This window comes from Pseudophaeobacter sp. (genome assembly GCF_039971195.1).
Classification (GTDB): domain Bacteria; phylum Pseudomonadota; class Alphaproteobacteria; order Rhodobacterales; family Rhodobacteraceae; genus Pseudophaeobacter.
On sequence record NZ_JBDWPJ010000170.1, the window covers coordinates 1 to 26,730 of the forward strand.

At 58.4% G+C, this 26,730-nt stretch carries 21 protein-coding genes; 12 read left to right on the top strand and 9 right to left on the bottom strand.

Features of this window, described 5'->3' with window-relative positions; all coding sequences use genetic code 11:
* The 4 genes from ABJP42_RS15025 to ABJP42_RS15040 all read left to right on the top strand — a co-directional run.
* On the top strand, positions 1-686 hold a 686-nt coding region (locus tag ABJP42_RS15025), incomplete at its 5' end, for a TAXI family TRAP transporter solute-binding subunit (RefSeq protein ID WP_348341757.1).
* A 151-nt stretch (positions 687-837) separates the two neighbouring features.
* On the top strand, positions 838-3,057 hold the full coding sequence (locus tag ABJP42_RS15030) for a TRAP transporter permease (RefSeq protein WP_348341759.1): 2,220 nt from the start codon (positions 838-840) through the stop codon (positions 3,055-3,057).
* Positions 3,054-4,316 (top strand): NAD(P)/FAD-dependent oxidoreductase, encoded by a 1,263-nt coding sequence (locus tag ABJP42_RS15035; RefSeq protein WP_348341761.1) that lies wholly within the window; start codon positions 3,054-3,056, stop codon positions 4,314-4,316. Before ABJP42_RS15030 ends, ABJP42_RS15035 begins: the two co-directional genes overlap by 4 nt.
* Positions 4,317-4,327: 11 nt before the next feature.
* Positions 4,328-5,053 carry an aspartate/glutamate racemase family protein gene (locus ABJP42_RS15040; RefSeq protein ID WP_348341763.1) on the top strand — a complete coding sequence of 242 codons (726 nt, stop codon included), beginning with the start codon at positions 4,328-4,330 and terminating at the stop codon, positions 5,051-5,053.
* A gap of 21 nt (positions 5,054-5,074) precedes the next feature.
* Here the strand turns inward: ABJP42_RS15040 and ABJP42_RS15045 are convergent, their stop codons facing one another.
* Complete coding sequence (locus ABJP42_RS15045) at positions 5,075-6,217, bottom strand: trans-sulfuration enzyme family protein (protein WP_348341765.1); 1,143 nt, start codon at positions 6,215-6,217, stop codon at positions 5,075-5,077.
* 177 nt (positions 6,218-6,394) lie between these two features.
* Here ABJP42_RS15045 and ABJP42_RS15050 point away from each other — a divergent pair, with 177 nt between their 5' ends.
* A complete protein-coding gene (locus ABJP42_RS15050; protein WP_348341767.1) occupies positions 6,395-6,880 on the top strand; it encodes a GNAT family N-acetyltransferase in 486 nt (161 codons plus the stop codon).
* A gap of 15 nt (positions 6,881-6,895) precedes the next feature.
* Here ABJP42_RS15050 and ABJP42_RS15055 read toward each other — a convergent pair whose 3' ends face one another.
* The 3 genes from ABJP42_RS15055 to ABJP42_RS15065 form a co-directional block, all read right to left on the bottom strand.
* Positions 6,896-8,104 carry a pyridoxal phosphate-dependent aminotransferase gene (locus ABJP42_RS15055; RefSeq protein ID WP_348341769.1) on the bottom strand — a complete coding sequence of 403 codons (1,209 nt, stop codon included), beginning with the start codon at positions 8,102-8,104 and terminating at the stop codon, positions 6,896-6,898.
* 152 nt (positions 8,105-8,256) lie between these two features.
* Positions 8,257-9,144, bottom strand: a complete 888-nt coding sequence (locus tag ABJP42_RS15060) for a LysR substrate-binding domain-containing protein (protein WP_348341770.1) — start codon at positions 9,142-9,144, stop codon at positions 8,257-8,259.
* Between the two features lies 1 nt (position 9,145).
* Positions 9,146-10,057 (bottom strand): LysR substrate-binding domain-containing protein, encoded by a 912-nt coding sequence (locus ABJP42_RS15065; protein WP_348341772.1) that lies wholly within the window; start codon positions 10,055-10,057, stop codon positions 9,146-9,148.
* Between the two features lie 128 nt (positions 10,058-10,185).
* Here ABJP42_RS15065 and amaB point away from each other — a divergent pair, with 128 nt between their 5' ends.
* Both amaB and ABJP42_RS15075 read left to right on the top strand, forming a co-directional pair.
* Positions 10,186-11,688, top strand: coding sequence for an L-piperidine-6-carboxylate dehydrogenase (gene amaB, locus ABJP42_RS15070; RefSeq protein ID WP_348341774.1), 1,503 nt, complete (start codon positions 10,186-10,188; stop codon positions 11,686-11,688).
* Complete coding sequence (locus tag ABJP42_RS15075; protein ID WP_348341776.1) at positions 11,678-12,952, top strand: NAD(P)/FAD-dependent oxidoreductase; 1,275 nt, start codon at positions 11,678-11,680, stop codon at positions 12,950-12,952. The genes amaB and ABJP42_RS15075 overlap by 11 nt, the downstream gene beginning before the upstream one ends.
* Positions 12,953-13,021: 69 nt before the next feature.
* Here the strand turns inward: ABJP42_RS15075 and ABJP42_RS15080 are convergent, their stop codons facing one another.
* A complete protein-coding gene (locus ABJP42_RS15080; RefSeq protein ID WP_348341778.1) occupies positions 13,022-14,137 on the bottom strand; it encodes a zinc ABC transporter substrate-binding protein in 1,116 nt (371 codons plus the stop codon).
* 117 nt (positions 14,138-14,254) lie between these two features.
* On the opposite strand from ABJP42_RS15080, the gene ABJP42_RS15085 reads away from it, so the two are divergent.
* The 3 genes from ABJP42_RS15085 to ABJP42_RS15095 are packed head-to-tail and all read left to right on the top strand — an operon-like array spanning position 14,255 to position 16,343.
* Positions 14,255-14,737 carry a Fur family transcriptional regulator gene (locus tag ABJP42_RS15085; RefSeq protein ID WP_348341780.1) on the top strand — a complete coding sequence of 161 codons (483 nt, stop codon included), beginning with the start codon at positions 14,255-14,257 and terminating at the stop codon, positions 14,735-14,737.
* A complete protein-coding gene (locus ABJP42_RS15090) occupies positions 14,734-15,519 on the top strand; it encodes an ATP-binding cassette domain-containing protein (protein ID WP_348341782.1) in 786 nt (261 codons plus the stop codon). Before ABJP42_RS15085 ends, ABJP42_RS15090 begins: the two co-directional genes overlap by 4 nt.
* Entirely contained in the window at positions 15,519-16,343 is an 825-nt protein-coding gene (locus ABJP42_RS15095) for a metal ABC transporter permease (protein WP_348341792.1), read from the top strand. The genes ABJP42_RS15090 and ABJP42_RS15095 overlap by 1 nt, the downstream gene beginning before the upstream one ends.
* A 40-nt stretch (positions 16,344-16,383) precedes the next feature.
* Here ABJP42_RS15095 and ABJP42_RS15100 read toward each other — a convergent pair whose 3' ends face one another.
* Together ABJP42_RS15100 and ABJP42_RS15105 are read right to left on the bottom strand one after the other, a co-directional pair.
* Positions 16,384-18,654 carry a response regulator gene (locus ABJP42_RS15100; protein ID WP_348341784.1) on the bottom strand — a complete coding sequence of 757 codons (2,271 nt, stop codon included), beginning with the start codon at positions 18,652-18,654 and terminating at the stop codon, positions 16,384-16,386.
* Between the two features lie 19 nt (positions 18,655-18,673).
* Positions 18,674-19,498: a PhnD/SsuA/transferrin family substrate-binding protein gene (locus ABJP42_RS15105; protein WP_490363229.1), complete on the bottom strand. Its 825-nt coding sequence runs from the start codon at positions 19,496-19,498 to the stop codon at positions 18,674-18,676.
* A gap of 381 nt (positions 19,499-19,879) precedes the next feature.
* Between ABJP42_RS15105 and ABJP42_RS15110 the strand changes: the two genes are divergently transcribed.
* Together ABJP42_RS15110 and ABJP42_RS15115 are read left to right on the top strand one after the other, a co-directional pair.
* Positions 19,880-23,833 carry a PEP/pyruvate-binding domain-containing protein gene (locus ABJP42_RS15110; protein WP_348341796.1) on the top strand — a complete coding sequence of 1,318 codons (3,954 nt, stop codon included), beginning with the start codon at positions 19,880-19,882 and terminating at the stop codon, positions 23,831-23,833.
* Positions 23,834-23,914: 81 nt separating this feature from the next.
* Positions 23,915-24,826 carry a MurR/RpiR family transcriptional regulator gene (locus ABJP42_RS15115; RefSeq protein WP_348341786.1) on the top strand — a complete coding sequence of 304 codons (912 nt, stop codon included), beginning with the start codon at positions 23,915-23,917 and terminating at the stop codon, positions 24,824-24,826.
* Here ABJP42_RS15115 and ABJP42_RS15120 read toward each other — a convergent pair whose 3' ends face one another.
* Together ABJP42_RS15120 and ABJP42_RS15125 are read right to left on the bottom strand one after the other, a co-directional pair.
* The gene (locus tag ABJP42_RS15120; protein ID WP_348341788.1) at positions 24,827-25,609 is read right to left on the bottom strand and encodes an arginine deiminase family protein; all 783 of its coding nucleotides are present in this window, start codon (positions 25,607-25,609) and stop codon (positions 24,827-24,829) included.
* Positions 25,610-25,613: 4 nt separating this feature from the next.
* Positions 25,614-26,730: thiamine pyrophosphate-dependent enzyme (locus tag ABJP42_RS15125; protein ID WP_348341790.1), on the bottom strand; the 1,117-nt coding region annotated here is incomplete at its 5' end.

Genomic DNA, 26,730 nt, shown 5'->3' on the forward strand with positions numbered 1-26,730 from the left:
GCAAAGGCAAGTTTGAAGGCAACGCCAAACCAGATCTGCGTGTCATCGCCAATCTTTACCCCGAAGACCTGCACCTGGTGCTGCCCGAGGGTCACAAGCTCGACAGCCTGGAAGACCTGAAAGGTCAGCGGGTTGGCATTGCCCAGGCCGGGTCCGGCACTCAGATCGCAGTGGAGCTGATCCTTGGCGATCATGGCGTCAACCGCGACAATATCGACGAGGCAGAGCTCAACAACAGCCAATCGGCTGAGCGCATCGCCGATGGTCAGCTCGACGCCTATTTTTATGCGGCGGGAACCCCGGTGGCGGCAATGATCCAGCTCGACAATACCAAGGGCATGGAGCTGCACAATTGGTCGGCCGAAGAGATAAAGATGGCCAATACCACTGTGCCTTACTACATCCCCTCAACCATTCCGGCTGGCACCTACCCTGGTGTTGACTACGATGTGAACACAGTGGCGGTCTCTGGTATGCTGGTGACCAATGCCAATATGAGCGACGATCTAATCTATGAGATCACCAAGGCGATGTGGTCCGACACAGCCCGCAAGCTGCTGGACAATGGTCACCCCAAGGGCCGCGCCATCACCCTGGAAACCGCCCTGATCGGGGTTGAAGGCATCGGCGTACCGCTGCACCCAGGTGCCGAGCGCTACTACCGTGAAATCGGCGCTCTGAACTAATACCTCCCCACCTTACGGCGGCAAGGGCAGCACCTTTGTCGCCGTATTTTTCAGCCCCCTCCCCCACTGCCTGTTTGCCAATTGGCCACGCCGAGACAATCCTCAAGGCAAGGCGGCTGGCGCGCAGCCTTTCGACATTTTGGAACCGCCCATGCCTGTGAATTCACATCTCGACAATAAGGCGCTGGAAGAGCTGGAAAAACAGTATGATTCCGCTCTCAACTCCCGTGACAATGGTCCTCGGCTGAATCAGGTCTTGTATTGGGCCAGCATCGGCTTTGCGCTCTATCATCTGTGGACCGCAGGGTTTGGAACCCCGGTGGATCATGTGCATATGGGCATTCATCTGGCCGGGCTGTTTCTGTTTATCTTCCTGGGCTTCCCACTGATCAAATCCGCTCGCGCCCTGCAATGGGCAGGCCCAAACCCATGGTGCCCTGGCAATGTGCCGCTTTTTGACTGGGCGCTTGCAGGCCTTGGCATCGCGGCCTCCCTGTTTCTCTGGTTCAGCTGGCGCGGCTTTTCAGGTTTTGGTTTTGACATCCCGGAACAGGCTCTAAGACAGGGCAATCCATCCAATTTGGATGTTTTTTTTGGCTCTTTCCTGATCCTCACCGTGCTGGAAATCGCCCGGCGCACCATTGGCTTTGTGCTGCCCCTGATCATCTCAGTCTTTATGATCTACGCGCTGTTTGGCCCCTATATGCCGGCGCAGATTCTCAAACACCCCGGCGTCAACTGGCAGCAGTTCGTCAACAATATGTACTTCCCGTCCGAAGGAATTTTTGGCGTCACCCTCTGGGTGGTCTCCACCGTAGTGTTTCACTTCGTGCTGTTTGGTGTGGTGGCCCAACGCATGGGGTTGGGTCAGTTCTTTGTTGATAACGCAATGATCCTGGCGGGGCGCTACACCGGCGGGCCAGCCAAAGTATCCGTAGTGTCTTCGGCTTTTTTTGGCACGATATCCGGCAGCTCCATTGCCAATACGGTTTCCACCGGATCACTGACCATTCCGAACATGAAAAAGATGGGCTACCCGGCACATTTTGCCGGCGGTGTTGAGGCCGCAGCCTCTGCCGGGGGCCAGATCACCCCGCCGATCATGGGCGCGGCCTCCTTCCTGATGGCTGAATACCTCGAGGTGCCCTATACCACCATCGTCATTGCCGCCATCGTGCCTGCCCTGATGCATTACATCGGCGTGTTGTCGATCGTGCATTTCACCGCCAAACGGCTTGGCCTCAACGCCTACCCAAAGGAACAGCTGCCGCAGTTCCTGTCGGTCTGGAAAGACGGCTGGTACACGATTATTCCACTGATCGCGCTGCTTTTGGTGCTGTTCTCTGGCTACTCACCCAATATGGCCGCCTTCATTGGCCTCAGCCTTTGTGTGGTGGTTGGCTTTTGCGCTGTGGACAAACCGGCGAGCCTGTTGATCCCTTTTGCCCTGCTTGGCTTCATTTTCTGGAAGGCCTCCCCCTATAGCGGCGAAGGATATACCCCGACCATGGCCGGGATTCTGGCGGCGCTGACCATAGTGGGCGCGCTCCACCGCAACAAACGGCAGGATTTCCGCGATCTTTTTGATAGCTTCCATGTTGGCGTGCAATATGCGCTGGCCGTGGGCGCGGCCTCGGCGGCCGTGGGCATCGTGGTGGGGGTGATCAACACCACCGGAGTCGGTTTTCGCCTAGGTTTCATGGTTACCGGCGGCGCCGCTGATATGGCTGCCTCGCTGGCGCCATTGCTGGATTGGACCTCGCTCGAGCTGTTTAGCCAGCCATCGATTCAGCAGTTCCTGTCGCTGGTGCTGATTGCCATCGCCTGCATCCTGATGGGTGCCGGCCTGCCGACCACCGCGCTCTATATCATGCTGGTGGCTGTGGCACAGCCCGCCCTGGCACAGCTAGGGGTGCCACCGCTGGCCACCCATATGTTTGTGCTCTATTATGGCGTCATCTCAGAGATCACCCCACCGGTCTGCGCCTCTGCCTATGCGGCGGCAGGCATTGCCGGGGCCAATCCGTTTCGCACCGGTGTCAGCGCCTTTACCCTGGGCCTTGGCAAACTGATGGTGCCAATGGTCTTTGTCTATGCGCCGACCATGCTGATCGTGCTGCCAGAATACTTCACCTGGGCCAGTTTCTTGCAGGTCAGCCTGACCTGTGCCCTAGGTGTCTTTGCCATCGCTACTGCGGTCTCCGCCTATTTCCTGGCGCCTTTGCAGGGGATCTGGCGATTGTTGATGGCCATCGGCGGCTTGATGCTGGTAGCCCCCAGCCTCAGCTCTGATCTGCTGGCCCTGGCAATCATGGCCCCTGTTCTAGCCTTGCAAGTGCTTCAGCAACGTCGGCTGGAGGCTCCCGCATGAGCACTGCAAATGGCGCGGATCCGGCCCCCGATGTTACCGTATTGGGGGCCGGCATTATCGGCCTGTGCACCGCATTGTCACTGCTGGAAAAGGGCCTTAAAGTCCGGCTGATTGACCGTGACGACCCTGGCCAGGCCACCTCTTTTGGCAATGCCGGCATTATCTCCCCCTGGTCCGTTGTGCCGCAATCCATGCCCGGTCTGTGGAAGAAAGTGCCGGGATGGCTATTGGATCCCTTGGGGCCCGTCACCGTCAAACCCAGCTACTTGCCGCGCATGGCCTTTTGGGGGCTGCGGTTTTTGTACGAGGGACGCGCCAGTCGGATCGGCGAGATTTCAGAAGCGATGGATCTGTTGAACCGCGACTGCGTTTCCCTGTTTCGCCAGCATCTGAAGGGCACCGGCCACGAAGGTCTGATCCGCGACAGTTACTATGTGCATGCCTTTCGCAAACCCAAGGATGCCGATCCAGACAGCACCGACTACGCCATGCGCCGCGCCAAGGGCGCCGAGATCCTTCGCATCGGTCCAGAAGAATTGCGCAGCCTTGAACCTGCGCTATCGACCGATTTCAAATCTGCAATCGTGATCAAAGGTCAGGCCCGCGCCCTGTCCCCAGGTCGCATCGGAGAGGTGCTGGCGCAAAAGTTCCAAAATCTAGGAGGGGATTTGCAGCGCCAGTCCATCTCCGCCATTCACCCGGTTGAGAGCGGCGGCTGGTGTTATCACAGCGAGTCCAGCGCGGACTGGACCCCCAAACTGGTGCTCGCCATGGGGGTCTGGTCAACAAAACTGCTGAAACCCTTAGGCTTGCATATCCCGCTTCAATCTGAGCGCGGCTATCATGTTTCCTTCTCCGACCCCGGTGTCAGCCTGAATAACTCCGTCATGGATATGGACATGAAATTTGTCGCCTCCTCGATGGAAGAGGGACTGCGGGTGGCTGGTACAGCGGAGTTTGCAGGGCTGGATGCCCCGATCAATCAAAGGCGCCTGGATGGGCTGGTCAAACTGGCTTCAGGCATGCTGCCTGATCTCAATGCCAAGGAGTTCACCACCTGGTCAGGCCAGCGTCCCAGCCTGCCTGACAGCCTGCCCTGCATTGGCGCGCTAGAAGGGTTTCCCGATCTGGTCACCGCATTTGGCCACAGCCACTATGGGCTGATGATGGCCCCAAAAACCGGGCGGCTGGTGGCTGATCTGGTGACCGGGACCCCCAGCAACAATGACCTGACGCCGTTTCAACCGCTGCGTTTCTAAAGGAAAACCCCATGACATTTCATCCAGGTGGGCAAAACATCTGCGGCCTCTCCATTGGTGTGCTGGCACTAGAGAGCTATTTCCCCAAACCCCCAGGCCATATCAAGAACCCTTCCAGCCTGCCCTTCACCCTGATCTATGAAATGCTCGACGGCATCACTGTGCCCGAATTGCTGGGCAATCCAACGGGGGAGATGAAGCAACGGCTGATCCAGGCGGCGCAGGCGCTTGAAGCCAAAGGCGCCAAGGCAATTACCGGCTCTTGCGGCTTTTTGGCGATCTTCCAGCAAGAGATCGCCGCCGCTGTGTCTGTGCCGGTCTTTGTCTCCTCGCTCATCCAGGTGCCGCTGGCATATCAGATGACCGGTCGCCCGGTGGGCGTGATCACCGCCTCCGCCAACAGCCTCACCCCGGCACATATGTCCGGCGTCGGCGCCAGCGCGACCCCCATCGTCGTGCAGGGGCTGGACGATACAGAGGAGTTCGCCAGTGTCATTCTGCGAAATGAGCGGCCCGGTATGGATCTCGCCAAGGTCGAGGCTGAACTGCTGGCCATCGCCGCAGATATGCTCAGGCGCCACCCCGAGATCGGCTCTGTTGTGCTAGAGTGCACCGATCTGCCACCCTATGCGCATCAGCTGCAGGCAAAACTGCGCCTGCCCGTCTATGACCTCACCACCCTGGCCACCATGATGGCCAATGTGGTGCAACGTCAGCCCTTCCCCGGATTCACCTGAGCCGGGACGCAGATGTCCGTGTTAGCCCTGCAGGGCCTGGCTCAGATCTGCAATCAAATCATCCAGGTCCTCGATCCCTATCGAAATCCGCAACAGGCTTTCGGGGATGCCGGTATGGGGCTCAATCGTATGGCGGTGCTCCACCAGGCTCTCTACCCCGCCAAGCGAGGTGGCCCGATGAAACAGGTTCATCCGCCCGGCCACCGCCAGCGCCGCCTCACGCCCGCCTTTCACCAGAAAGGACATCAAAAATCCATAGCCACCGTTCATCTGGCGGCTGGCCAATGCATGGCCTTCATGGCTAGGCAATCCAGGGTAGAACACATCTTCGACTTCAGGGTGGGCCGCAAGGAACTCGGCTATCGCCATGGCGTTGGCGCACATTCTTTCCACCCGCAGCGGCAGGGTCCGCATGCTGCGTACCAAGAGCCAGGCCTCAAACGGGCCCATCACCGCACCGGCTTCGTTGCGATCCATGCAGATCGCCTCCCACAAAGCCCCCTTCACACGGGTGCTCAGCACGCCGCCCAACACATCCGAATGGCCATTTATGACCTTGGTGGCGGAATGCATGACAATGTCAGCGCCCAAGGCCAAAGGCTGCGTCAACAGCGGGGTGGCGGCAGTGCTATCCACCACCAAAGCGGCACCGCAGGTTTCAGCGCAGGTCTTGGCCACAGCGATGTCGACGGTTTTTAACCAGGGGTTGGACGGGGTTTCCACAAAGATCAGCTGCGCATCATGAATGGCACAGAGCGCCTGCAGGGCGGCGCTGTCGCTTGCATCGACCTCGTGCAGGGTAATCTCGCGCCGGGTGCAAAAATCACGGATCCATTTTGTGGTGCCCCAGTAGATGCCCGATTGCACGATCACCGAACCACCATTTGGCACTGTACGAAACACCGCCGCAATTGCCGCCATGCCGGAGGGAAACAGCTGGGTATCTTCGGCACCTTCCAGACGCGACAGGATCTCTTCGCCCAGACGCACCGCCTCATTGTGTGATCGCAGATAGACGTTACCCTCGTTGACCAGTTGATAGTCACGGTCACGCACAAAGGTGGTAGAGGGCTGGATCGGCGGCACCACGCCGCCGCTGGCCATATCAACCGCCCCGGCGGCCTGGGCGGCAATCGTGGCCGGCTTGATATCATTGCGTTGCATGTCAAAAGCTCCCCAAGGCTGGTCTCGCCCAACCTTGAAGTGTGTGAGGGCCAAGTTCAATTGCTTTTGGCCAAAATTCACCAGCCTGATCCGCGCCTCAGCCCTCCTTGCGATTTTTTTCGCCGCGTGCTCCTACTTGCCCGGCATCAGGGCAGAACTGCAAGCGAGGGCCGGAATATGACAACACAGATACGTCAAGCATTGCCACAGGATGCCATTGCTATTGCCCGCATTGCCAATGCGCTGATCCGCGATACCCTCGTCACCTTCACCACCCAGGAACGCCTGCCCGAAGAAATCTCTGCTAAACTGCGTGAGGCTGCTACGCCCTTTCTTGTGGCCGAGATTGAAGAGTATGTGGTAGGTTTTGCCACCTATGGGCCGTTTCGCAACGGCCCTGGCTATACCCACACTCAGGAGCATTCCATACAGCTGTCACCCGCCGCCCAGGGGCGCGGGTTGGGTCGCGCCCTGATGCAGCGGCTGGAAAAAGAGGCCCGTGCCAATGGGGTTCATACACTGGTGGCCGGTATCAGCAGTGCCAACCCAAAGGCCGTAGCTTTTCACGGTGCCATCGGCTTTAGCAAAAGCGGCCATATGGCGCAGGTCGGGCGCAAATGGGATCAATGGCTGGATCTGATCCTGATGCAAAAACAGCTCTGACGACGCGTCCTGAAATCAGCGCAGTTGCTCAACAGCCTGCGCCAGACGCGCCAAGGCCTCGCGCAGTTCCGCTTCGCTGGTGGCATAGGAAATCCGGAAATAAGGCGACAAGCCAAAGGCGCGTCCCGGCACCATGGCCACATCGTAATGCTCCAGCACATAGGCGCAAAAATCGGCGTCGGTTTCTAGGGTTCTGCCCTGAAGTGTTTGGCGCCCAAGAACGCCAGCACAGCTGGCGAAGGTGTAAAAAGCCCCTTCGGGACGCGGACAGCTTATCCCGTCAATCGCATTCAGCCCCTCGACCACCAGATCACGGCGCGCTTGGAAACTGGCGCGGCGCTGGTCCAGAATTTCTTGTGATCCGTTCAGTGCCGCAACCGCCGCCGCCTGGGATACCGACGAGGCGCAGGAGGTGGACTGCCCCTGAATCACCGCCATTGCCTTGATCAGCGCCGCAGGTCCCCCGGCATAACCAATGCGCCAGCCGGTCATGGCATAGGCTTTGGAGACGCCATTGATAGTGAGGCAACGCGACCTCAGCCTGGGTTCCACCGCCGCCGGGGTGGCAAATTCAAACCCCGCGTAGGTGATGTGCTCATACATGTCATCCGCCATGACCCAGACATCCGGGAGCTGCAACAGCACCTCCAAAAGCGGCGCATAATCGGCCGCTAAATAGGCAGCGCCAGAAGGATTGGACGGCGAGTTAAACAGGACCCAGCGGGTGCGCGGGGTGAGCGCCTGCGCCAATTGATCTGCGGTCATGCGAAACCCAGTTTCCGCACCGCAAGGCACCGGAACCGGCCTGCCCCCTGCAAGGGCAATGATGTCAACGTAGGAGGTCCAATAGGGCGCGGGAACTATCACCTCATCGCCGGGTTCAAGACTGGCCATGAAAGCATTGTAGAGCACCTGCTTGGCCCCGGTAGAGACAATGATCTCATCCGGGGTGTAGACCAACCCATGGTCACGTTGGAACTTTTTGCTGATGGCCTGTTTCAAAGCCGGGGTGCCGCCAAGCGCAGTATATTTGGTTTCCCCCGACCAGATCGCCTCTACCGCAGCCTGTTTGATCGCATCGGGTGTATCAAAATCCGGCTCACCTGCCCCCAAAACAATCACCGGACGCCCCTGGGCTTTTAGCGCCGCCGCCCGCGCGCCGATTTGCAGGATTTCTGAAACCTCGATGGCATTTATACGGCTGGCCTTGCGAAACTCTGACATCACGGGTGGTCCTTCAGCTCTGCACCCAGGCCCAACGCCTGCTGCAATTAGGCAAACCCTAGGCCAGCTCACCCATTGAAGAAATCCTCAATTAGGATGTGACTCATTCCAAAAGCGCATGGATCAGACAGACGTCGAACTGCGACCCAAAGCTATTGCGATCTTTGCCGCAATTGCCGGGTGATCCAGCTCTCGAAGGTTTGCACCGCCTCTGGTGCGGACCCATGCGGGCGCACCAGGTAATAGCGCTTGCCCGAGCGCAACCCCGGCCCCGGCAGCGGCACTAGGGCGCCACTCTTCAGCTCACCTGAGACCATATCAAATGGCACAATCGCCGCACCAAGCCCGGCTACCGCAGCGCCAATCACCATGGAATACTGGTCAAAATAGCGCCCATCCTGTCGCGGCTGCCCGGTAAGCCCGGCCTCGCAAAACCAATCCGCCCAGGCGTCACTGCGACTGTCCAGATGCACCAGCGGCACCTCCATCAGGGCTTCGACGTCGTGCAGCCCATGGCTGGCAAACAGCTCTGGAGCGGCAATGGGCACCATCTGTTCGCCGAACAGTTCGACCATCCGGGCGCCGGGCCAATTGTCGCGGCCATAGTGGATGGCCAGATCAAAAGGATCGCGCGCAAAATCAAAGGGCTCCAGCCGGGTAGACAGGTTGAGTTCGATTTCCGGGTGGTGGGCAAAGAAATCAGGCAGCCGGGGGATCAACCAGCGATTGGCAAAGGTCGGCAACACCGCAATACGCAGCGCACAGCGACCGGCGCCGGCTGCCACCGCTTTTTGAACCGAATTGTGCAGAGCCCCAAGATCCTGGGCCAAATCGGCGGCCAGCCCAGCTCCTGCTGCGGTCAGAACAACACCGCGGCCGACCCGCTGGAACAGAGCAAAGCCGAGGTCCGCCTCCAACTCCTTCACCTTTTTGCTAACGGCGCTCTGCGTCAGGCCGACCTCCTCACCCGCAGCGGTAAAGCTTTGATGGCGGGCCGCACTGTCGAAGCAGCGCAGATGTGTCAGGCTGGGCAGGCGCATATCAGGTCTCCTCGGCTGCGATTTGATCCAGCAACCAGTTGCGGAACTGGATCAAAGGGTCGTTCGTGTCATGTTGCGGCGGCCAAACCAGAAAATACTCTCCTAGCGTGACGGGCGGTCCTTTGATGGCGAGACACAACCGGCCAGCAGCAATTTCGGCATCGGCCAGAAAGGTTGGCAAAAGGGCAATTCCCAAGCCATGCACCGCCGCCTGCGTCATCGCCGAAGATTGGTCAAACAACATGCCCTGCAGCCGCTCGCTAGCGACATCGTGCAGGGCAAACCATTGCTCCCAACTGTCGGGGTGGGTTTCCAGATGCAACAGGGGGTAGCCCAGCAGATCCCTGGGCTGTGCCAAAGGCGCGGACAACAGGCCTGGCGCACAAACTGGCAACACATGTTTGGGCATCAGCGGCAGGTATTGCACACCGGGCCAGTCCCGCGTCCCATAATGGATCGCCGCCTGAGCGTTGCCTGTTTCAAAACTAAAGGGCAGATTATGGGTCTGTAGATTGACCGTAATGCCTGGGTGCTGCCCAACAAAACCCTTGAGCCGCGGTGCCAGCCAATGCAGCCCGAATGACGCCAGGATCGACAGATTCAAGCTGCCGCCATCCGGGTTTGCCCGCAGCTTGACCGAGGCCTGCGCCAGGCGCGACAGGATCGCGCGGGCCTCCTTGGCATAGGCCGCCCCCCCCGGCGTCAGCTGCAGGCGCATCTGGTCACGGGCAATCAGATCGACCTCCATCTGCTGCTCCAATTGCTTGAGCTGACGGCTGATGGCGCTTTGGGTGAGGCTCAGATCCTCGGCTGCTGCCGAGGCGCTGCCAAGCCGGTCAACGGCCTCCAATGCCAGCAACGAAGAGATAGAAGGCAAAAAGCGACGCGGCGCAATCATATGACCATACCTCATACCTTTAGGATTTAGTATCATGTGCAATTCATCCGTAGTCGTGGAATTTATAGGGAAACCCCAAGAGTCGCCAGCCTGTTTCGGTGCGAAATTCTCATGGGATAGCAGTTTCTTTGAAAGGTCAGACCATGCCTCATTCCCAAATCCTCAACGCTGCCGGCTTTACCAAAGACGAGCTGACAGGCGGCAGCCTCAGCGTCAAAACACCGGTTGATGGCAGCGAAATCGCCAGCCTGAACATGCACAGCCTGGACGAAGCCGCGGCCCAGATCGCAAGCGCCAAGGCAGCGTTCAAATCCTGGCGTTCCGTTCCTGCCCCACGTCGGGGTGAATTGGTGCGCCTACTCGGCGAAGCGCTGCGGCGGGAGAAGGAAAACCTCGGCCGACTGGTGACGCTGGAATGCGGCAAGATCTATCAGGAAGGGCTGGGCGAAGTTCAGGAGATGATCGATATCTGCGATTTTGCCGTTGGCCTGTCGCGTCAGCTCTATGGTCTGACCATTGCCTCGGAACGCCCCGGCCACGCCATGCGTGAGACTTGGCACCCGATGGGCACCTGCGGCGTGATCACCGCCTTCAATTTCCCGGTTGCCCCCTGGTGCTGGAACGCCGCCCTGGCACTGGTCTGTGGAGATCCGGTGATCTGGAAGCCCTCAGAAAAGACCCCCCTGACCGCCCTCGCTGTGCAGAAAATCTGTGACCGGGTGACGGCTGAATTTGGCGATGATGCGCCACAAGGCCTTATTCAGACCCTGATTGGCGAGCGCGACCTGGGCGAGGCGCTGACGGCCTCCAAAGATGTGGCGATCATTTCCGCCACCGGTTCGGTGCCCATGGGCAAGGCCGTTGCCAAAGATATGTCCAGCCGTTTGGGCCGCACAATTCTGGAACTCGGCGGCAATAATGCGATGATCGTCGCCCCTTCGGCAGATCTGGAAATGGCCCTGCGCGCCATCGTGTTTTCCGCCGTAGGCACCGCCGGTCAGCGCTGCACCTCGCTGCGGCGTCTGATCGTCCACGCCGATATTTATGACGCGCTGATCCCCCGTCTGATCAAAGCCTATGAGGGACTGCCGATTGGCGACCCTCTGGTTGACGGCTCTCTCGTTGGCCCGCTGATCGATGACATGGCGCTCACCGCCATGGACAATGCCCTGACCCAGGCCAAGACCGAAGGCGGCAAGGTGCATGGCGGTGGCAAGGCCCTGGCCGAGAGCCATGCTGCGGCGGCCTATGCCCATCCGGCTATTGTCGAAATGCCTGGCCAAAGCGCGATCATGCACACTGAAACATTTGCGCCGATCCTTTATGTGGTGAAATACGACGATCTGGATCAGGCCATCGAAATGCAGAACGAAGTGCCGCAGGGGCTGAGCTCCTGTATCTTTTCCACTGATCTGCGCGAGACCGAATATTTCCTCTCGGCAGCCGGGTCTGATTGCGGTATCGCCAATGTAAACATCGGCCCCTCGGGCGCAGAAATTGGTGGCGCTTTTGGCGGCGAAAAAGAAACCGGCGGTGGACGGGAAAGCGGCTCTGACGCCTGGAAAGGCTATATGCGCCGCCAGACCAATACCGTGAACTATTCGCGGGAACTCCCGCTGGCACAAGGAATCAAATTTGACATCTGACCTGACCTCTAGCCTCTGGCACAAGACCTGCCAGGAAACCCCCGCCTCCTCGGCTCTAACCGGGGAGGTGACGGCAGATATGGTGGTGATTGGCGGTGGCTACACTGGCTGTTCTGCGGCGCTGCGGGCGGCTGAAATGGGGGCTTCAGTCTGTCTGATCGAAGCAGAGGTTTTTGGCTATGGCGGCTCGGGGCGCAATGTCGGTCTGAGCAATGCCGGGCTTTGGCTGCCGCCGGAAGAGATCAACGCCCAGCTTGGAAAAGAGGTCGGCAGCAAACTGTCGCAGGCGCTAGGAGAGGCACCTGATTTGGTCTACGGGCTGATCGAACGCCATGGCATCGCCTGCGAACCTGTGCGCAATGGCACCCTGCACTGCGCCCACGCCCCAAGTGGCAGGCCGGACCTGCAGCGCCGCGCCGATCAACTGCAGGCCATCGGTGCACCAGTTCAGCTCTTGGACGCAGGTGAAGCCCAAGCGCGGGTTGGATCGGATGCGGTGCATGGCGCATTGTTCGATCCCCGCGCCGGCACCCTTCAGCCCTTAGGCTTTGCCCGTGGTCTGGCCCGCGCTGCACATGAGGCCGGCGCGCAGATACATGACCAGACCCCAGCCACGGCAATCACCCAGGCTAAGGGCATCTGGCAGGTCACCACGCCGCAGGGCAGCATCCGCGCCAAACAGCTGATCATGGCGACCAATGGCTACGCCCGTCCTGTTGCGGGCTATGACGCGCCTGCGATTGTGCCTGTCCACTATTTTCAGGGCGCCACCCCGCCCCTGACCCAAGCCCAGCAAGAGCAGATCCTGCCTGGGCGCGAAGGCTGTTGGGATTCCGCCCTCGTGATGTCCTCTTGGCGTCTGGACCAACAGGGGCGCCTGGTTATTGGCGCCATGGGTGCCCTTGATCATTTTGGCAGCTCAATTCACCGCACCTGGCTGGATAGAAAACTGGCGGCCATGTTTCCGGCGCTTGCCGGGACAAAACTAGAGAGCCTCTGGTTTGGCCGTATTGCCATGACAGGAGAATACCTGCCAAAGATCGAAAAGCTGCAAGACGGCTATGTGAGCTTTGGTTATTCCGGGCGCGGCATTGGACCGGGGACATTGTTTGGGCAGAAGATGGCAGAGGCCCTGATTTCTGGCGACGAGGCGCGACTGCCCCTGCCCGCCAGCCACGGGCACAGCCTGCCCTTTGCCGGGCTACGCGGCGCCTATTACGAAACCGGAGCCACTCTCACTCATCTGATCAAAGATCGGGTTTGACAAGGAGAAAGGGCCAGAGCGCTGGCTCTGACCCTTTCCAATTTTGCTGGCTCGCATGCAGTCGTGCACTTAGTGGCAGGAAGCCATTGCCCCACCGAGTTCTTTCAACAGCGCAGGGTAATAACCAGCGCCAAGCTCTAAGCCGGTGCCCAAAGGATCGATAACCACGGTTTTGGCGCCACTGCCCTCCAGAACGGTCGCCACCAGATGCGGGTTGAACTGCGGCTCTGAGAAAACGCAAGAAACTTGCTTATCTTTTACCACCTGCTGAATTTCCGCGATCCGTGCGGGGCTAGGGTCTGATGCATCGCCCAGCGAAATTGCACCGGCAGCCTGAATGTCAAAGCTCTGCTCGAAATACTGATAGGCATCGTGAAAGACAACAAACCCGCCGTCGCGCAGCGGTTCCAAGTCGGCAAGGATCACCGCCTTCACATCCGCGATTTCCTGTTTGCCTGCAGCGGCATTGGCGGCATAGGTGGCAGCGTTTTCCGCATCCAGTTCCGACAGTTCTGCCGCGATCACATCAAGCCACAGCATGGCGTTTTCCGGCGCCAACCAGGCATGGGGATCCAGACCGTCGTGATCATGCCCATCGTGATGGCCTTCTTCGTGCTCATCCTCATGGCTATGTTCCGCACCAGCGTGTTCCTCATGCGCGTCACCATGCTCGTGCTCGTCTTCATGCTCTTCGTGATCATCATGTTCGTCATGATCATGGTGTTCGTCCCCGTGCGCCTCTTCGTGCTCATCGTGACCGTCATGATCATCGTGGTCGTCGCCATGGTCATCATGCGCTTCTTCATCGCCATGGTCATGCGCTTCAAACCCTACGCCCTCACGAAAAGGCAAGGCCAAGCCCCCTTCAAGGTCCAGCAGTTCAATCACATGGGCGTCCTTGGCCAACTCCCCAACCGCCCCTTCCAGCCAGGGTGTCAGCGCCTCGCCCATCCAAAAGACAACGTCCGCTTGCGACAACGCCATGGCCTCGGAGGGGCGCATGGAATGGTGATGCGGGGACGCGCCTGCGGGCACAACCAAGCTTGGCTCGCCCAGGCCCTGCATTACCCGCGCAACCAGGCCATGTACCGGCGCAATATCGGTAGTCACTTTTGGTACATCCGCCATGGACATACCGGCAAAGCCCAGCAGAGTTGCGGTGGAGGTCAGAGTGGTTTTGATCATGGGGACTCTCATGTAATCTTATAACATCTCACAGGTTGATAAACAGCATATCATAACATATCAAGAGCCGAGTTCACCCCGGCTGCTATGGCCCTATTTCAACGGAGACCCAGGACCATGGAATCCTTAGGATTTGAAACCCATGATCACGCGCTCTGCATTTCTGACTGCATCGCCTCTGCTGACGCGCAGTGCAAATCTCGGGGGCTAAAATTCACCCCGGTGCGTAAACGGGTTTTGGAAATCCTGTTGCAAGAACACCGCGCCCTGGGCGCCTATGAAATTCTCGATCGGTTGCGTGCAGAGGGTCGTGGCTCGCAGCCCCCCGTTGCCTATCGCGCCCTCGACTTTCTCGTGAGCAATGGCTTTGCACATAAGATCGAGCGCCTGAATGCTTTTATTGCCTGCACCCATCCTGGCGAAGACCACGCCCCGGCCTTTATGATCTGTCGACAATGTAGTGCAGTGGCCGAGGCGCAGACCGTTCCGACCAAGGGGCAGCTGGGGCAGGCCGCCCGTGACATTGGCTTTCAGATTGAACGTACCGTCGTTGAGGCCGAAGGCCTCTGCCCTAAATGCCAAGAGCACGCTCCCCTATGACGCTGATCTCCCTGCAGAACCTCTCGGTCCGCTATGGCGGCCATACTGTGCTTTCCAATGTGAGTTTTTCCATCACCCCAGGCGAAATTGTCACCATCGTTGGCCCCAACGGATCTGGCAAATCCACCTTGCTACGATGCGTCATTGGCGCGCAGGAACCCAACGAAGGCAGCGTCCAGTGCAGCCCTAGTCTGCGCATCGGCTATGTACCGCAAAAACTTCATATCGACCCGACCCTGCCAATCACTGTGCGCCGCTTTCTCAGCCTGCCTCAAAAAGTCACGGATCACCAAGCCGCCAAGGCTCTGGAACAGGCCGGGGCCGGTCAATTGGCCAGCCGCCAGATGGCGGGCCTATCCGGCGGCCAATTCCAGCGGGTTCTGCTGGCACGCGCGCTGATCTGTGAGCCCCAGCTGTTGATCCTCGACGAGGCCACCCAGGGGTTGGACCAGCCCGGATCGGCCTCATTTTACCAACAAATCGAAAGCCTGCGCGAAAGCCTGGGCTGCGCCATCCTGATGGTCAGCCATGAATTGCACGTGGTGATGGCAGCCTCGGATCGGGTGATCTGCCTCAATGGCCATATCTGCTGCGAAGGTGCACCCGAACATGTCGCCTCGGCCCCCGAATATCGCGCACTGTTTGGCAGCGGCACCCAAGGGGCCTTGGCGCTATACCGGCATGAGCATAACCACAGCCACGACCAAAGTTGCGGCCATGACCATGGCAAGGATAAGGCCCTCCAGCCCCAGCAATCCGATCCGAAAGGCGCCCAAGAATGATGAGCCTCTTTGACAACTTTCTGCTGCGCGCAGCCTTTGCCGGGACCGGCGTTGCCATCGCCGCGGCGCCGCTTGGCTGTTTTGTGGTTTGGCGGCGTATGGCCTATTTTGGCGATGCCACAGCCCATGCGGCAATCCTTGGCGTGGCCTTGGCGCTTGGTTTTCAAGCGCCGATCTTTACCGGTGTATTGATCGTTGCCCTGCTGATGGCCGCCGCCGTTTCCAGCCTCAGCGATCGTGGTTTTGCCATGGACACCATGCTGGGCGTGCTTGCCCATTCCTCATTGGCCTTTGGTCTGGTGGCGGTTTCCTTTTTGCAGGGCGTGCGGATCGACCTGATGGCCTATCTGTTTGGCGATATTCTGGCCGTCAGCCGGTTTGATCTGCTGGTTATCTGGGGCGGGGCCGCCCTAGTACTGGCGCTGCTTTGGGCCCGGTGGTCTGCGCTGCTGACTGCAACCCTGAGTCCGGACCTGGCCTATGCAGCCGGGCTAAACCCGAAACGTGAGCAACTCATCCTGACCATCGCCCTAGCGCTGGTGGTGGCGGTTGCCATCAAAGTGGTCGGTGTTTTGCTGATCTCTGCCATGTTGCTGATCCCCGCCGCTGCGGCCCGCCCCTTTGCTGCAACACCTGAACGCATGGCCCTCGCGGCTACCGCCATAGGAATACTGTCGGCCCTGGCCGGCCTGCAGCTTTCCTTTATGCTCGATACCCCAACAGGACCAACAATTGTTTGCTTTGCGGCCTGTGTTTTTGCGGTGACAAACCTTGGCGATCAGTGCCGCCAGTGGATCACCTCACGCTCTACTGCGCAGCACTAGTTCTTCCCAAAGCCAAGGCAGACGCGCTTAGGTGCCTGGCTCAGGTGCCCGTATTGCCCTGATCTGGCGCCTCGGACCATTTGTTGATCGTTTCGATCAGCGCTTTTTTATTGATCGGCTTGCTCAAAAAATCATCCATGCCGGCCGCCAGGCATTTTTCGCGATGCGCCTCCAGCGCATTGGCCGTCAGGGCCACGATATGGCTCCCGGGCACTCTGGCTTCGAGCTCATATTCCCGAATCTTTTGCGTCGCCTCTACGCCGTCCATGCCCGGCATCATCATATCCATCAACACGATGTCAGGGTGGCTGTTTTTATAGTGTTGCACCGCTTCGATGCCATTTGCCGCAATAGTAATGTCATACCCCGCATCCTTGAGCATGCGCGTCACAACCAGCTGATTGGTTCTGTTATCCTCGGCGATCAAGAGTTTGAGCCGGTTTTTGTGAAGCATTTCCACCGGTGCCACAGCAGCGATTGGCAACCGCCGTTGCCCCAGGCTCAAAGCCCGGCCAATCACCTGCTTCAACTGGGCGGCACGCAGTGGCTTTAACACAATTTCGCAGCCTTCCAGCCCTTCGTGGCCGGTGCGCGGCATGGCGTTTTCAACGGAAGAAAGCATCACAATCGGCAAGGCGCCGTATTCTGGAATGGCCCGGATGCGTTGCGCCAATTCGCGGCCATCAATGACCGGCATCTGATAGTCGAGGACAACAAAGTCCAACCGATCTGACCTGGACTGCAGCTCAGCAATCAGCTCCAGCGCCCCCATCGCATCGCTGGCCTCCATGCAATTGACCCCCCAGGAGCCTAATCGCTCTGCCAGGATCAGCCGGTTAAGATCAAGATCGTCCACAATCAGGCCGGTCAGGCCCGCCAAAGACGGATCACCGACCACGATTTCCTCAACAGGCTCGCTGGCTGGCAGAGGCAGACGGATGGCAAAGACCGAACCCTCGTCCGGCTTGGACTGCACCGTGACGCGCCCGCCCATCAACATCAATAACCGCGACGAAATCGCCAGCCCCAGGCCGGTGCCTTCAAAGCTGCGCGTTGCGGCGCCATCGACCTGTTCAAAAGCATTAAAGACCTCATCAATGCGGCTTTCTGGAATCCCGATACCGGTATCGGACACCGCAATCGACAAATGATGGCCGCGCGCACCCTCGGTGCCCGTCACATCGATGTAGACATAGCCGACATTGGTGAACTTCACTGCGTTGCCAATGATATTGGTCACTACCTGGCGCACCCGCCCGACATCGCCTTCAAAGAACTCTGGAAGCGAAGGATCATAGCGCAGGATGATCTCGACACCCTTGGCTGTGGCCTTTGGCGACAGCAGTGTCACAACATCTTCGATTGCAGTTTGCAAATTGAAGGAGGTCAGATCCAGCTCGATCTTGCCAGCTTCGATCTTTGAGAAATTGAGAATGTCATTGATGATGGTCAACAGCGCCGACCCCGATTTGGAGATCGTCTCTGCATAGATCTGCTGATCCTCGTCCAACTCGGTTTCCAAAATCAGTTCCGCCATGCCGATGACGCCATTCATCGGCGTCCGGATTTCATGGCTCATATTGGCGAGGAATTCAGACTTGGCCTGATTGGCAATATCAGCCGCCTCGCAGGCTTCCTCCAGGGCGGTTTCCCGCTCGTCACGCTCCGCAAAGGTCTCTTCCAGAACACCGACCGAGAAATTCAGCGCCCAGAATTCCCGCGAGGCATACCAGGGCAAATCCCCCGCAACACGCCGCGCGCCGGAGATGGCATCGGACATCCTCAAATGAATGGTCTTGAGCGGCTGCAAAGCAAGTTTGTAGACCAAAAACAGAACCAGGGTTGAGAGCGCTGCGATGGCAAGCCCGGTCCACATGATGGTGTAGCGAACTTTTTCTTTGACCAATGCCTGCCCTTCTTGCATCGACCATTGCACCACCATGGTGCCAAATTTGAACCCTTCCATCTCGACGGATTGCTCGTAGGTTACAAATTCCTCGTGCACATCCCTACGGCTGGCAGAGGCAATCAGGTCGCCGTCCGCATTCAGAATCTGGATAGATAGGATTTTGGGCGTGCGCGCCAGAGTCTCATGCAGCCCTGTTTCCAGGACCGGCACGTCTTCGACAATAATCGACTCGAGCATCAGCCCGCTCAGCAGCGAGACCGTCAGTCCCGCCTGCTCGGTCAGCTGTTCGCGCAGACGGTTGCCCTCATATTGCCGGGCAACAGCTCCCACGACAAAGGCCACCAGAAGCGCTGCCAAAGCTAGGGATAGAACGATCTGAAACAGAATTCCTGTGCGTTTCATTTTACCTGCTCTTTGGCGCCTAGAAGCCGCGGCTTTGTTCGATGGCTTCGCGGATCAAATCATAATCTGCGTCTTTGCTGGCCAAGAAACCGTTCTTTGAAACCCGCCGCACAATTTCTTCATTCTGCGACGACAACATGACGTCCCGCATCGCCTGTATAATTTCTTCATCAAGATCGGCAGAGGCTAACCAGGGCTTTGTGACATTATCAAAGGTCATCAGCACCCGGATCGGCACCCCCTTGGTGATGAGGTTCTTGTAAGTGCTTTCCTTGAGGGCGCCCGCTGCGTATTTCCCAGAGCCAACCGCGACACCCACTAGATCATGGCGCCCAAGATAGTCAAAACTATGCAGATCAGCGCCAGAAATACCAGCCTTGAGCAATTCCGCCTGCGCCAGATAACGCCCGATCGTCGACAGCTCATCGCCAAAGGCAAAGGTAAGACCGGCGAGCTCTTGCAGCGATTGAACAGGGCTATCGCGGTGCACCACGATGACGCCTTTGAACCGTTTCTTACCTTTCTTGGACTCGATCGCCACGATACGGATCTGCGGGTTCAAGTCTTTCACCATCACATAAGAGGCAGGCCCGAAGCGGGCGAAATCGACCTCCCCTTCGGCCAATTGACGAATGCCTTCCTCGTATTCCTTTGCAATGGTCATCTTGATCGAGACCTTCTCCCCCAGCCGTTCGGACAACCGGTCGGCCAGGAATGACAAAAAGGGGCGGTATTTGCGCACCGTCTGCGTTGGCTTGTCAGCAGCGTAGGTTCCAAAGGTGAGGGTGATTTCGGCCCGAGCCGGGATCGGCGCCAAACTGACCAGCCCCAGGACCAACCCCAATGCTGTAGCAAAGGATTTTGGCAATCCCTTTCGCAACCCAAAGATGAGGGAAGAAATGAACCTGTCTACAAGCTGCACGGGTAAGCCTCCTGGCCAATTAGTATTTTCTGACCTTGCGGGCCATGTCTGGTATCACTCGTTTCCTGAAACAAAGGCGTTAACATCTTCGCACCCCTTTCAGAAAATTTAAATGAAACTCTTGACCTAGCCCAACAATTAACTGTTCGGTATCACATTGGACGCCATCTTTTACAATTGTCCCAACAACAAAGAAACCCACAACAGTTTGCAGGAACTTCAGTGAGAACACTCAACCCAAGACCAACCCACCTCAAAGACCTTCGCGCTCCGCTGGTGGTGACCATTTGTACCGCGACCCTAATGGTTGCACCAGTTAAAGCATGGGCAATCCCCTCACCCGAACTTGTTATTGGGTCTGTTTCTTCCCTTTCTCAGGTCTTTGCAGTGGGTTTGGCCATGATGTCTGGTCTTGGAGCTGTTCTTGCTAGAAAGTTGGGTTTCTTAGCAAAAACAAAAACAGGATCAGGGCGTTACCCTGTCAAAATTGTATCACTATTGATGCTCTTTGTAGCACTGCTTTTTGTAGGGAATTATTGGCAATTTTCCTCAAACCAACAAAAGGAGTTGTCCAGGTTACAAGCAACCCTGGTGCGTCCTGCTCAATTTGCAGGCACTGAGATCAAAGATGAAGACCTAAAAGAGACCAGTTTCTTCAAACAAGAAGACAATCCACAGGCCATTTCCACCAGCGAGGCGGCCGCTTTGCTTGCGGCTGGTGATACTGCTTTCTTTGACATTCGCGAAACTGGTGAGAATGCCATGGGAAGCCTTCCAGGCGCCGCTCACATTCGATTTCCGGATTTTCTCCAATCTCGCCCCCTACGCCCCGGGCAGCGCGCTGTGGTTTTTTGTCACAATGGAAATCGCAGCTCCGAAACCTGCGCGGAGCTCGCTAAACTAGGGATTGATTGCAGTTTTGTTGCTGGCGGCATCGAGAAATGGATTGTCGAAGGTCGGCCCTTTAGCGATGCAGAGGTCGAAAGCCTGGCGGATCTGCGCGCCATCCCGGACTATCCGCACAAAGACAGGTTGCTCGATACAGCCGAGTTCACTGTGCTGATGAACACCGAGGCGCTGCAGATCGTTGACACCCGCTATCCGGGGGATTTTGCCGCCGGTCACCTGCCAGGTGCAATCAATATTCCAATCCGTGCCCTGCCAACCGATGAGTTGATGCAGCGAATTGCGGCGCTTGGCACCGGACCAACGGTAGCTGCCTGCTATGACCGGCGCAGCTGTTTCATGGGGCAGGTCCTAGGGCTTGAGCTCAGCCAACAGGGCATCGACTTTCAGGGGCGTTACACTTTGCCTTGGGAGTATTTCATTGCACCACAGCCAAAGCCACATGTTCAGAATTGGTTGGCGGAGCAACAGACCACCTATTGGCAACGGGCCATATCAGCCCTTGCTTCGGCCCTGGTCTGGACCCATGACCGCAGCCACCTATTGCTGGGCCTCTTTGCCCTGTCACTGGCCACCCGCCTTCTGGTGCTGCCGGTGGCGCTAAAGTCGGAACGCGATCAAATCATCACCCAAAACAGCGCCGCGGAGTTGGCCGTACTCAAGGCCAAACTGGCAGATGACCCGGTGCGCAAGGCCCGGGCTATTCAAGCCTTTTATGCCGACAAGGGGCTGACACCAATGCGTAACCTCAGCGCCTTGGTGTTTTTGCCTGTCATGATGTTGGGGGTTTCTGCCGCCGGAGAAGCCAGTGGGCACATCCCTATCAGCCTGATGTGGATGGCCGATCTTGGCCAGGCCGACCCGCTGTTTGTCTTGCCGCTGCTATTCTGTGTTCTGGCAGCAATCTACCTGCTCTGGGCCGTGGCCAAAACGCCCCGCCAGGTCAAGCTCTGGCTGTTCCTCGGTGTTCCCGTGCTTTTTGCGATGGTCTTTAGCCTGAGCGCCGCAGCCAATGCCTATCTTTGTTTTAGCCTCGGCCTGCTCTTGCTGCAGCGCGCCTTTGTGACCGGGTTGCATAATACTCTGGGCCAAAAACTTGCCCAAGGGCTGCATCAGCGCACCTTGGCCAGACTGCCCGCCGGAGTTATTCCAATGGGCTTTACCGAGGAGCTAAGCAGCGCCGGCAATAAGGCCTTGCGGCTTTCGGTATTGAAAAATGCTGGGCTGCCGGTTCCGGGCGGCGTTGTTCTGCGTAGTGAGGCCATCAACAACTATCGTCAAATGAACCCCGAGCAAAAGCAAGGGTTTGCCACGAAGATTTGGACCCTAGCGGGTGGAAAGCCCTGCGCTGTGCGCAGCAGTGCCAGCAATGAAGACGGCGCCGATCAAAGCTTTGCCGGGGTGTTTGAATCCGAGTTGGATGTCACGGAAAAGACCATGCGCCTGGCGCTGGACAATGTGATTGCCAGTTTCTCCTCTGAACGCGCTGCCAGCTATGACGGGCAGGCCCAGGACGGAAGTACTGCCAATATCCTGGTGCAGCAAATGGTACAGGCACATTATGCAGGCGTCATGTTCACGCAAGACCCCACCGCCCCCGGCATGACCATGGTGGAATGGGTCCGCGGCAACGGAGAAGATCTGGTTTCGGGCCGGGTGACGCCCGTCTCATTGCGATTTGGCCGTCACACCGGCCAGCCTGCCGAGGACGATCAGAATCAAACCCTTGATCTGGCCCCCCTGCTCGCCCTTGGCTGCGAGATCGAAAACAGCTTTGGCTGCCCACAGGATGTGGAATGGGCCTATGCCGATGGTCAGTTCCAAATCGTACAAAGCCGCGATATTACCACCCTGTCGCTGGGTTCTGAAGCCGAACAGATCCGCCTGTCAGAATGGCGTGTACACTTGGATCGCTTTGCCGATGCCGCCCCTGATCAGATAATTCTGCAACAGGACGAAATGTCCGAAGTTCTGCCCCGACCGACACCACTGTCCTTTTCGGTGATGGGCTCGCTTTGGGCGCCGGGAGGCAGCGTCGACCTGGCTTGTCGCGACCTAGGGGTGCCCTATGGGCTGCCAGAGGGGCGTGATGGCCATTTGGTGAATCTCTTTGGCAAAACCTACGTGGATGCCGCCTTGAAGGACGAGATGGCTCTCAAGTTGACCGCCAGCAAGGCGAAGAACTTGCGCCGTCAGGCCCGTCCATTGGTCTGCCACTTCCGCACCAATGTTTTACCCGATATGGCCGACCGATTGGCGATCTGGCAGGCCCTGGACTATAGCGCTCTGCCCCGGCACAAATTGGTAGAAACCATTCAGCTCCTACATGGATTTTTTGCCCGCGAAATCTATGTCGAAGCGGAAAAAATCAACATTCTTGCCGGCTTTACAATGGGCGAGGCCAGCACGGCCACCGCCGGAGATCCCTCTTTGCGCGCCCATTTGATGCATGCGGATCTGCCCCATGCCCCCACCGCAATGTTGGCCACCTGCACCGGCAAATCAGCGCGAGAAAAGGCACTGAAGCTGATGGGCCACCGGGCCACCTATGACTATGAGCTCAGCGCGCCGCGCTTTTGCGAAAATCCAGCAGGGCTTTGGCCCTTGTTGGAGACACCGGTTAAATCCCTCTCCGGGCAGAAATCATTGCCTGCAAACCTGCCAGCTGAGCTGAAGGATACCATTTCCCTGGCTCTGACCTTTCAGGATCTGAAGGAACAAGCAAAACACGAAGCACTACGGGTCCTAGCAGAACTGCGGCGTGCATTGCTGGCCCTGGGTCAGCAATCAGGGCTTGGTGATTTGGTCTTTCAGCTGACCCTGCAGGAGGTGCTCAGTGGCGACTGGAGCAAGCCGCAGAGTTTGCGTCGTACAGCGCAAGACCGTCACAAAGCTGAAGATTTACGAAAACCTGCCGCTCCGAACCAGGTCGCGCTCACCCTGAGGGATTGTGAGATACTGTCGCTGGGAGCCCAGACGCAGCTTTCCGAGAGGGATCTTGGCGGCACCTGCGTGGCCGGCAGCGGTTCGGTGACTGGGCGAGCCTTTTGGGTTGAGGAAGAAACCGCTGCCGGACCGGAGGCATTTGACGGCTTTGAAGACGGGGACATTCTGGTCTGCAGCATGATCAACCCCGCCTGGCTGCCCTATGTGCAGCGGTCTGGAGCCGTGCTGAGCGAAGTGGGCGGGTGGCTCAGCCATATGGCTATTGTCGCCCGCGAAAAACACATTCTGATGCTGGTTGCCTGCAAAGGGTTGGGCCAGATCGAAACAGGGGCGCGGCTAACCGTCACCGAAGAAGGATCCATCGTGCTGATCCAAGAGAGCTCCCTAAAAGCTGTTTCTGGCTAGCCTTGGGTTAAAATATCGAGCAGAAGGGCGGAACAGGCGTTTTGTGTTTCGCCCTGCAAGATCATGTGATCTTATTGGCGCATGGACCCGCATCTCGACCCAAAGCAAACCGCCCGCCTGATTGCCTCGCTCAAAGAGCAGATCGCTTTGATGCCTGCCAAGCTGTCGCAGGCGGCGAAGTATATTATCGACAACCCTGGCGCCTTTGCCCTGGATCCTGTGCGCGACACCGCCCGCAAGGCAAAGGTCAGCGCCAATAGTTTTGTGCGACTGGGCGATCGCATGGGCTACAACAGCTTCGAAGCCCTGCGACGGCCCTTTCGCGATGCGCTTGTAACCTCCAGCGAGACCGATCTGGGGGAGGATTGGTTGACCCGGATGGCAGAAGCGGGACCAACAGCTGCGCTGCAAGCGCGTGCAGCCCGTACCGAGCTGAATGTTGTCTCCAGATCACTGCGCCAAATGGGGGCGGAGCGCACCGGCGCCATTGTCGAGACCTTGTTGGGCGCAAAACGCTGCTATGTCACCGCCAGCCGCGCCAGCTACGCATTGGCCTATTATTTTCACTATATCGCCCGGATGGCCTTGCCAGAAATCGATCTGGTCCCCCGCCACATCGGCACAACATTGGATGATCTGATCGAGCTGGGTCCCGAAGACTGCCTGATTGCCATCACCTTTGCCCCCTACTCGGCCACCACCATCAAGGCTCTGCAACAGGCACGCAGACTCGGCGCGCAGATCGTGCTGATCTCAGACAGTGAGGTCATTGCGCCGGGCGTGGAGCCAGATCATGTGCTGACTGTTACGGCCGATTCCCTGCATCCCTTTGGCGCCTATGCAGGCGCGATGGCGGTGATGGATTGTCTGCTAACCCATCTGATCGAAGCTGGCGGCGCAGAGGCACGCCAACGGATCGAAGCCTATGAAACCCTGCGCCAGGACAGCGGCGCCTATTGGTCCGCCCCCAAACTACCGCAGATCCGCAGCTGATCAGAACCGCAGTGACAGGCAGGACATGCCGCCATCCAGTTTGGCACAATCGGTGTTGTCGATCTGGACAACCTCGTACCCCGCCTTGTCGAGCATTTCCGCCGTGCGGGGGAAACCTGCCGGGCACAGCACCAGATTGTTGAACCGAATGGCATTGGCAGCAGCTTCCTCGCCTTCTGCCACGTCCAAAATCCGGTATCCGTCAAAACAACCCGAAGCCGACAGGCGTTTGGTTGCCAGGATGGTTTCGGCATCCATCAGGGAACAATCGGTCTTGAAGTGCAAGACGCCCGGCGGGGTAAAGACCTCGCGCAGACTGTGGCCCCATTCGCCGACAATCTCTGCCAGTTCCGCCACCCCTGCGGCATCGGTACGGTCAGACCGCCCCACCAGCACCTCGCGCCCGGTCACCAGGATATCGCCGCCTTCGATGTGGCCGGGGCCTTTGATCTCGCGGACATCATCATAGCACTGGCGCAGCGTTGGCGCCATTTCCGCCACTTCACCCATGCGCGACGGCGCTCCGGGGCGCATCAGAACAGCGCCCTGCGGCAAGCAAAGCGCCGTGTCCTCAACAAAAACCGCATCTGCAAACGCCTCTAGTGGCGGCAGTTCGATCACTTCGGCGCCGGTGCTTTTCAGCGCCGCCACATAGGCTTCATGCGCCACCAGCATGCCATTGAGACTGGGGTTGCCCATGTCAGTCGCGCGCAGCCCCTCAACGATACTGGCCGCCGGGCGGCGGGTGATGGCGCGGGAGAATTCAAAACTTGGCTGTTTCATTTCATCAATCCTTAGCAGGCACAAAGACGGGTGCGGTTATTTCAACAAAGCGCGGCCCCTGCCCCTGGTTCTTGGCAACGGCGGCAGAAATCTCTGCCGCATCAGTGCCAACGGTGACATGTGGAATGCCAAAGGACTGGGCAGTCCCGGCAAAACTAGGCGGGGTTGGGTCACAGCCCACAACCGCAACGCCCACATCCTCCATCGAGGTAGCAATTTCGCGGTAGCCCTGGTTGTTCCAGATCACAAAGGTGATCGACAGGTTTTCGTCTACGGCCGTCATCACCTCGGGCAAAGAGAACTGTGCGCCGCCATCGCCGACGATGCAGATCACCGGCACATCCGGTTCGGCGATCGCCGCGCCGATGGCGGCAGGAATGCCATAGCCGAGCGCACCATAGCCGGTGGCGGCATTGAACCAACCACCTGGGCGATCATGATCATAATAAAGATTGCCGGCATAGATCGGTTGGGTCGAATCCCCAACCATCAAAGACCCAGGCATGACATCACGCATCGCGCCCAGAATCTCCACCTGCGACAGGTAATCTGCGCCAATCTCCTGCTGAGCTGCGCGACGGGCCTCGGCGGCTCTTGCTTCCCCGCCCGAGCCAGCCCCTGAGGGCAGATCCTGCTGCAGCGCCGCGACAAAACTGGCTACATCGGCAGTGATGGGCAGCGCCGCCGGATGGCGGGCGAGCTGCGCTGCGCAAAGATCCACCCGGATCAGAGCCTGCATTTTTGGCCAGACTCCGGTGGCATACATATCGTAATCTGTCGGTCCAAATTCGGTGCCCAGGGCAAGAACCACATCTGCGCTTTCGATCAGATTTCGAACCGAAGCCAGACTGGGGCTTGCAGGCACGCCAAGCGGATGCTGGAACATCACCCCGCGTGCATTGGTGGTTTGAATCACTGGCGCATCGAGCCGCTCTGCCAGGGCACAGATTTCTGGCCCCGATCGTTTGGCACCGCCACCAACCAAGATAACTGGCTGTTTGGATTGCGCCAGCAAATGCAGCGCCTCTTGCAGCGCCTCTTCGTCTATGGACTTGGCCTGCAGTGACACCGGCGGTGTCAGATCAGTGGCCGCACATCCAGCAATATCCAGCGGCACCTGA

Excerpts from the sequence above, each read along its gene's own strand:
- ABJP42_RS15030 (WP_348341759.1), top strand. The coding sequence starts at position 838 with ATGCCTGTGAATTCACATCTCGACAATAAGGCGCTGGAAGAGCTGGAA.
- ABJP42_RS15035 (WP_348341761.1), top strand. The coding sequence starts at position 3,054 with ATGAGCACTGCAAATGGCGCGGATCCGGCCCCCGATGTTACCGTATTG.
- ABJP42_RS15040 (WP_348341763.1), top strand. The coding sequence starts at position 4,328 with ATGACATTTCATCCAGGTGGGCAAAACATCTGCGGCCTCTCCATTGGT.
- ABJP42_RS15045 (WP_348341765.1), bottom strand. The coding sequence starts at position 6,217 with ATGCAACGCAATGATATCAAGCCGGCCACGATTGCCGCCCAGGCCGCC.
- ABJP42_RS15050 (WP_348341767.1), top strand. The coding sequence starts at position 6,395 with ATGACAACACAGATACGTCAAGCATTGCCACAGGATGCCATTGCTATT.
- ABJP42_RS15055 (WP_348341769.1), bottom strand. The coding sequence starts at position 8,104 with ATGTCAGAGTTTCGCAAGGCCAGCCGTATAAATGCCATCGAGGTTTCA.
- ABJP42_RS15060 (WP_348341770.1), bottom strand. The coding sequence starts at position 9,144 with ATGCGCCTGCCCAGCCTGACACATCTGCGCTGCTTCGACAGTGCGGCC.
- ABJP42_RS15065 (WP_348341772.1), bottom strand. The coding sequence starts at position 10,057 with ATGAGGTATGGTCATATGATTGCGCCGCGTCGCTTTTTGCCTTCTATC.
- amaB (WP_348341774.1), top strand. The coding sequence starts at position 10,186 with ATGCCTCATTCCCAAATCCTCAACGCTGCCGGCTTTACCAAAGACGAG.
- ABJP42_RS15080 (WP_348341778.1), bottom strand. The coding sequence starts at position 14,137 with ATGATCAAAACCACTCTGACCTCCACCGCAACTCTGCTGGGCTTTGCC.
- ABJP42_RS15085 (WP_348341780.1), top strand. The coding sequence starts at position 14,255 with ATGGAATCCTTAGGATTTGAAACCCATGATCACGCGCTCTGCATTTCT.
- ABJP42_RS15090 (WP_348341782.1), top strand. The coding sequence starts at position 14,734 with ATGACGCTGATCTCCCTGCAGAACCTCTCGGTCCGCTATGGCGGCCAT.
- ABJP42_RS15095 (WP_348341792.1), top strand. The coding sequence starts at position 15,519 with ATGAGCCTCTTTGACAACTTTCTGCTGCGCGCAGCCTTTGCCGGGACC.
- ABJP42_RS15100 (WP_348341784.1), bottom strand. The coding sequence starts at position 18,654 with ATGAAACGCACAGGAATTCTGTTTCAGATCGTTCTATCCCTAGCTTTG.
- ABJP42_RS15110 (WP_348341796.1), top strand. The coding sequence starts at position 19,880 with ATGGTTGCACCAGTTAAAGCATGGGCAATCCCCTCACCCGAACTTGTT.
- ABJP42_RS15115 (WP_348341786.1), top strand. The coding sequence starts at position 23,915 with ATGGACCCGCATCTCGACCCAAAGCAAACCGCCCGCCTGATTGCCTCG.
- ABJP42_RS15120 (WP_348341788.1), bottom strand. The coding sequence starts at position 25,609 with ATGAAACAGCCAAGTTTTGAATTCTCCCGCGCCATCACCCGCCGCCCG.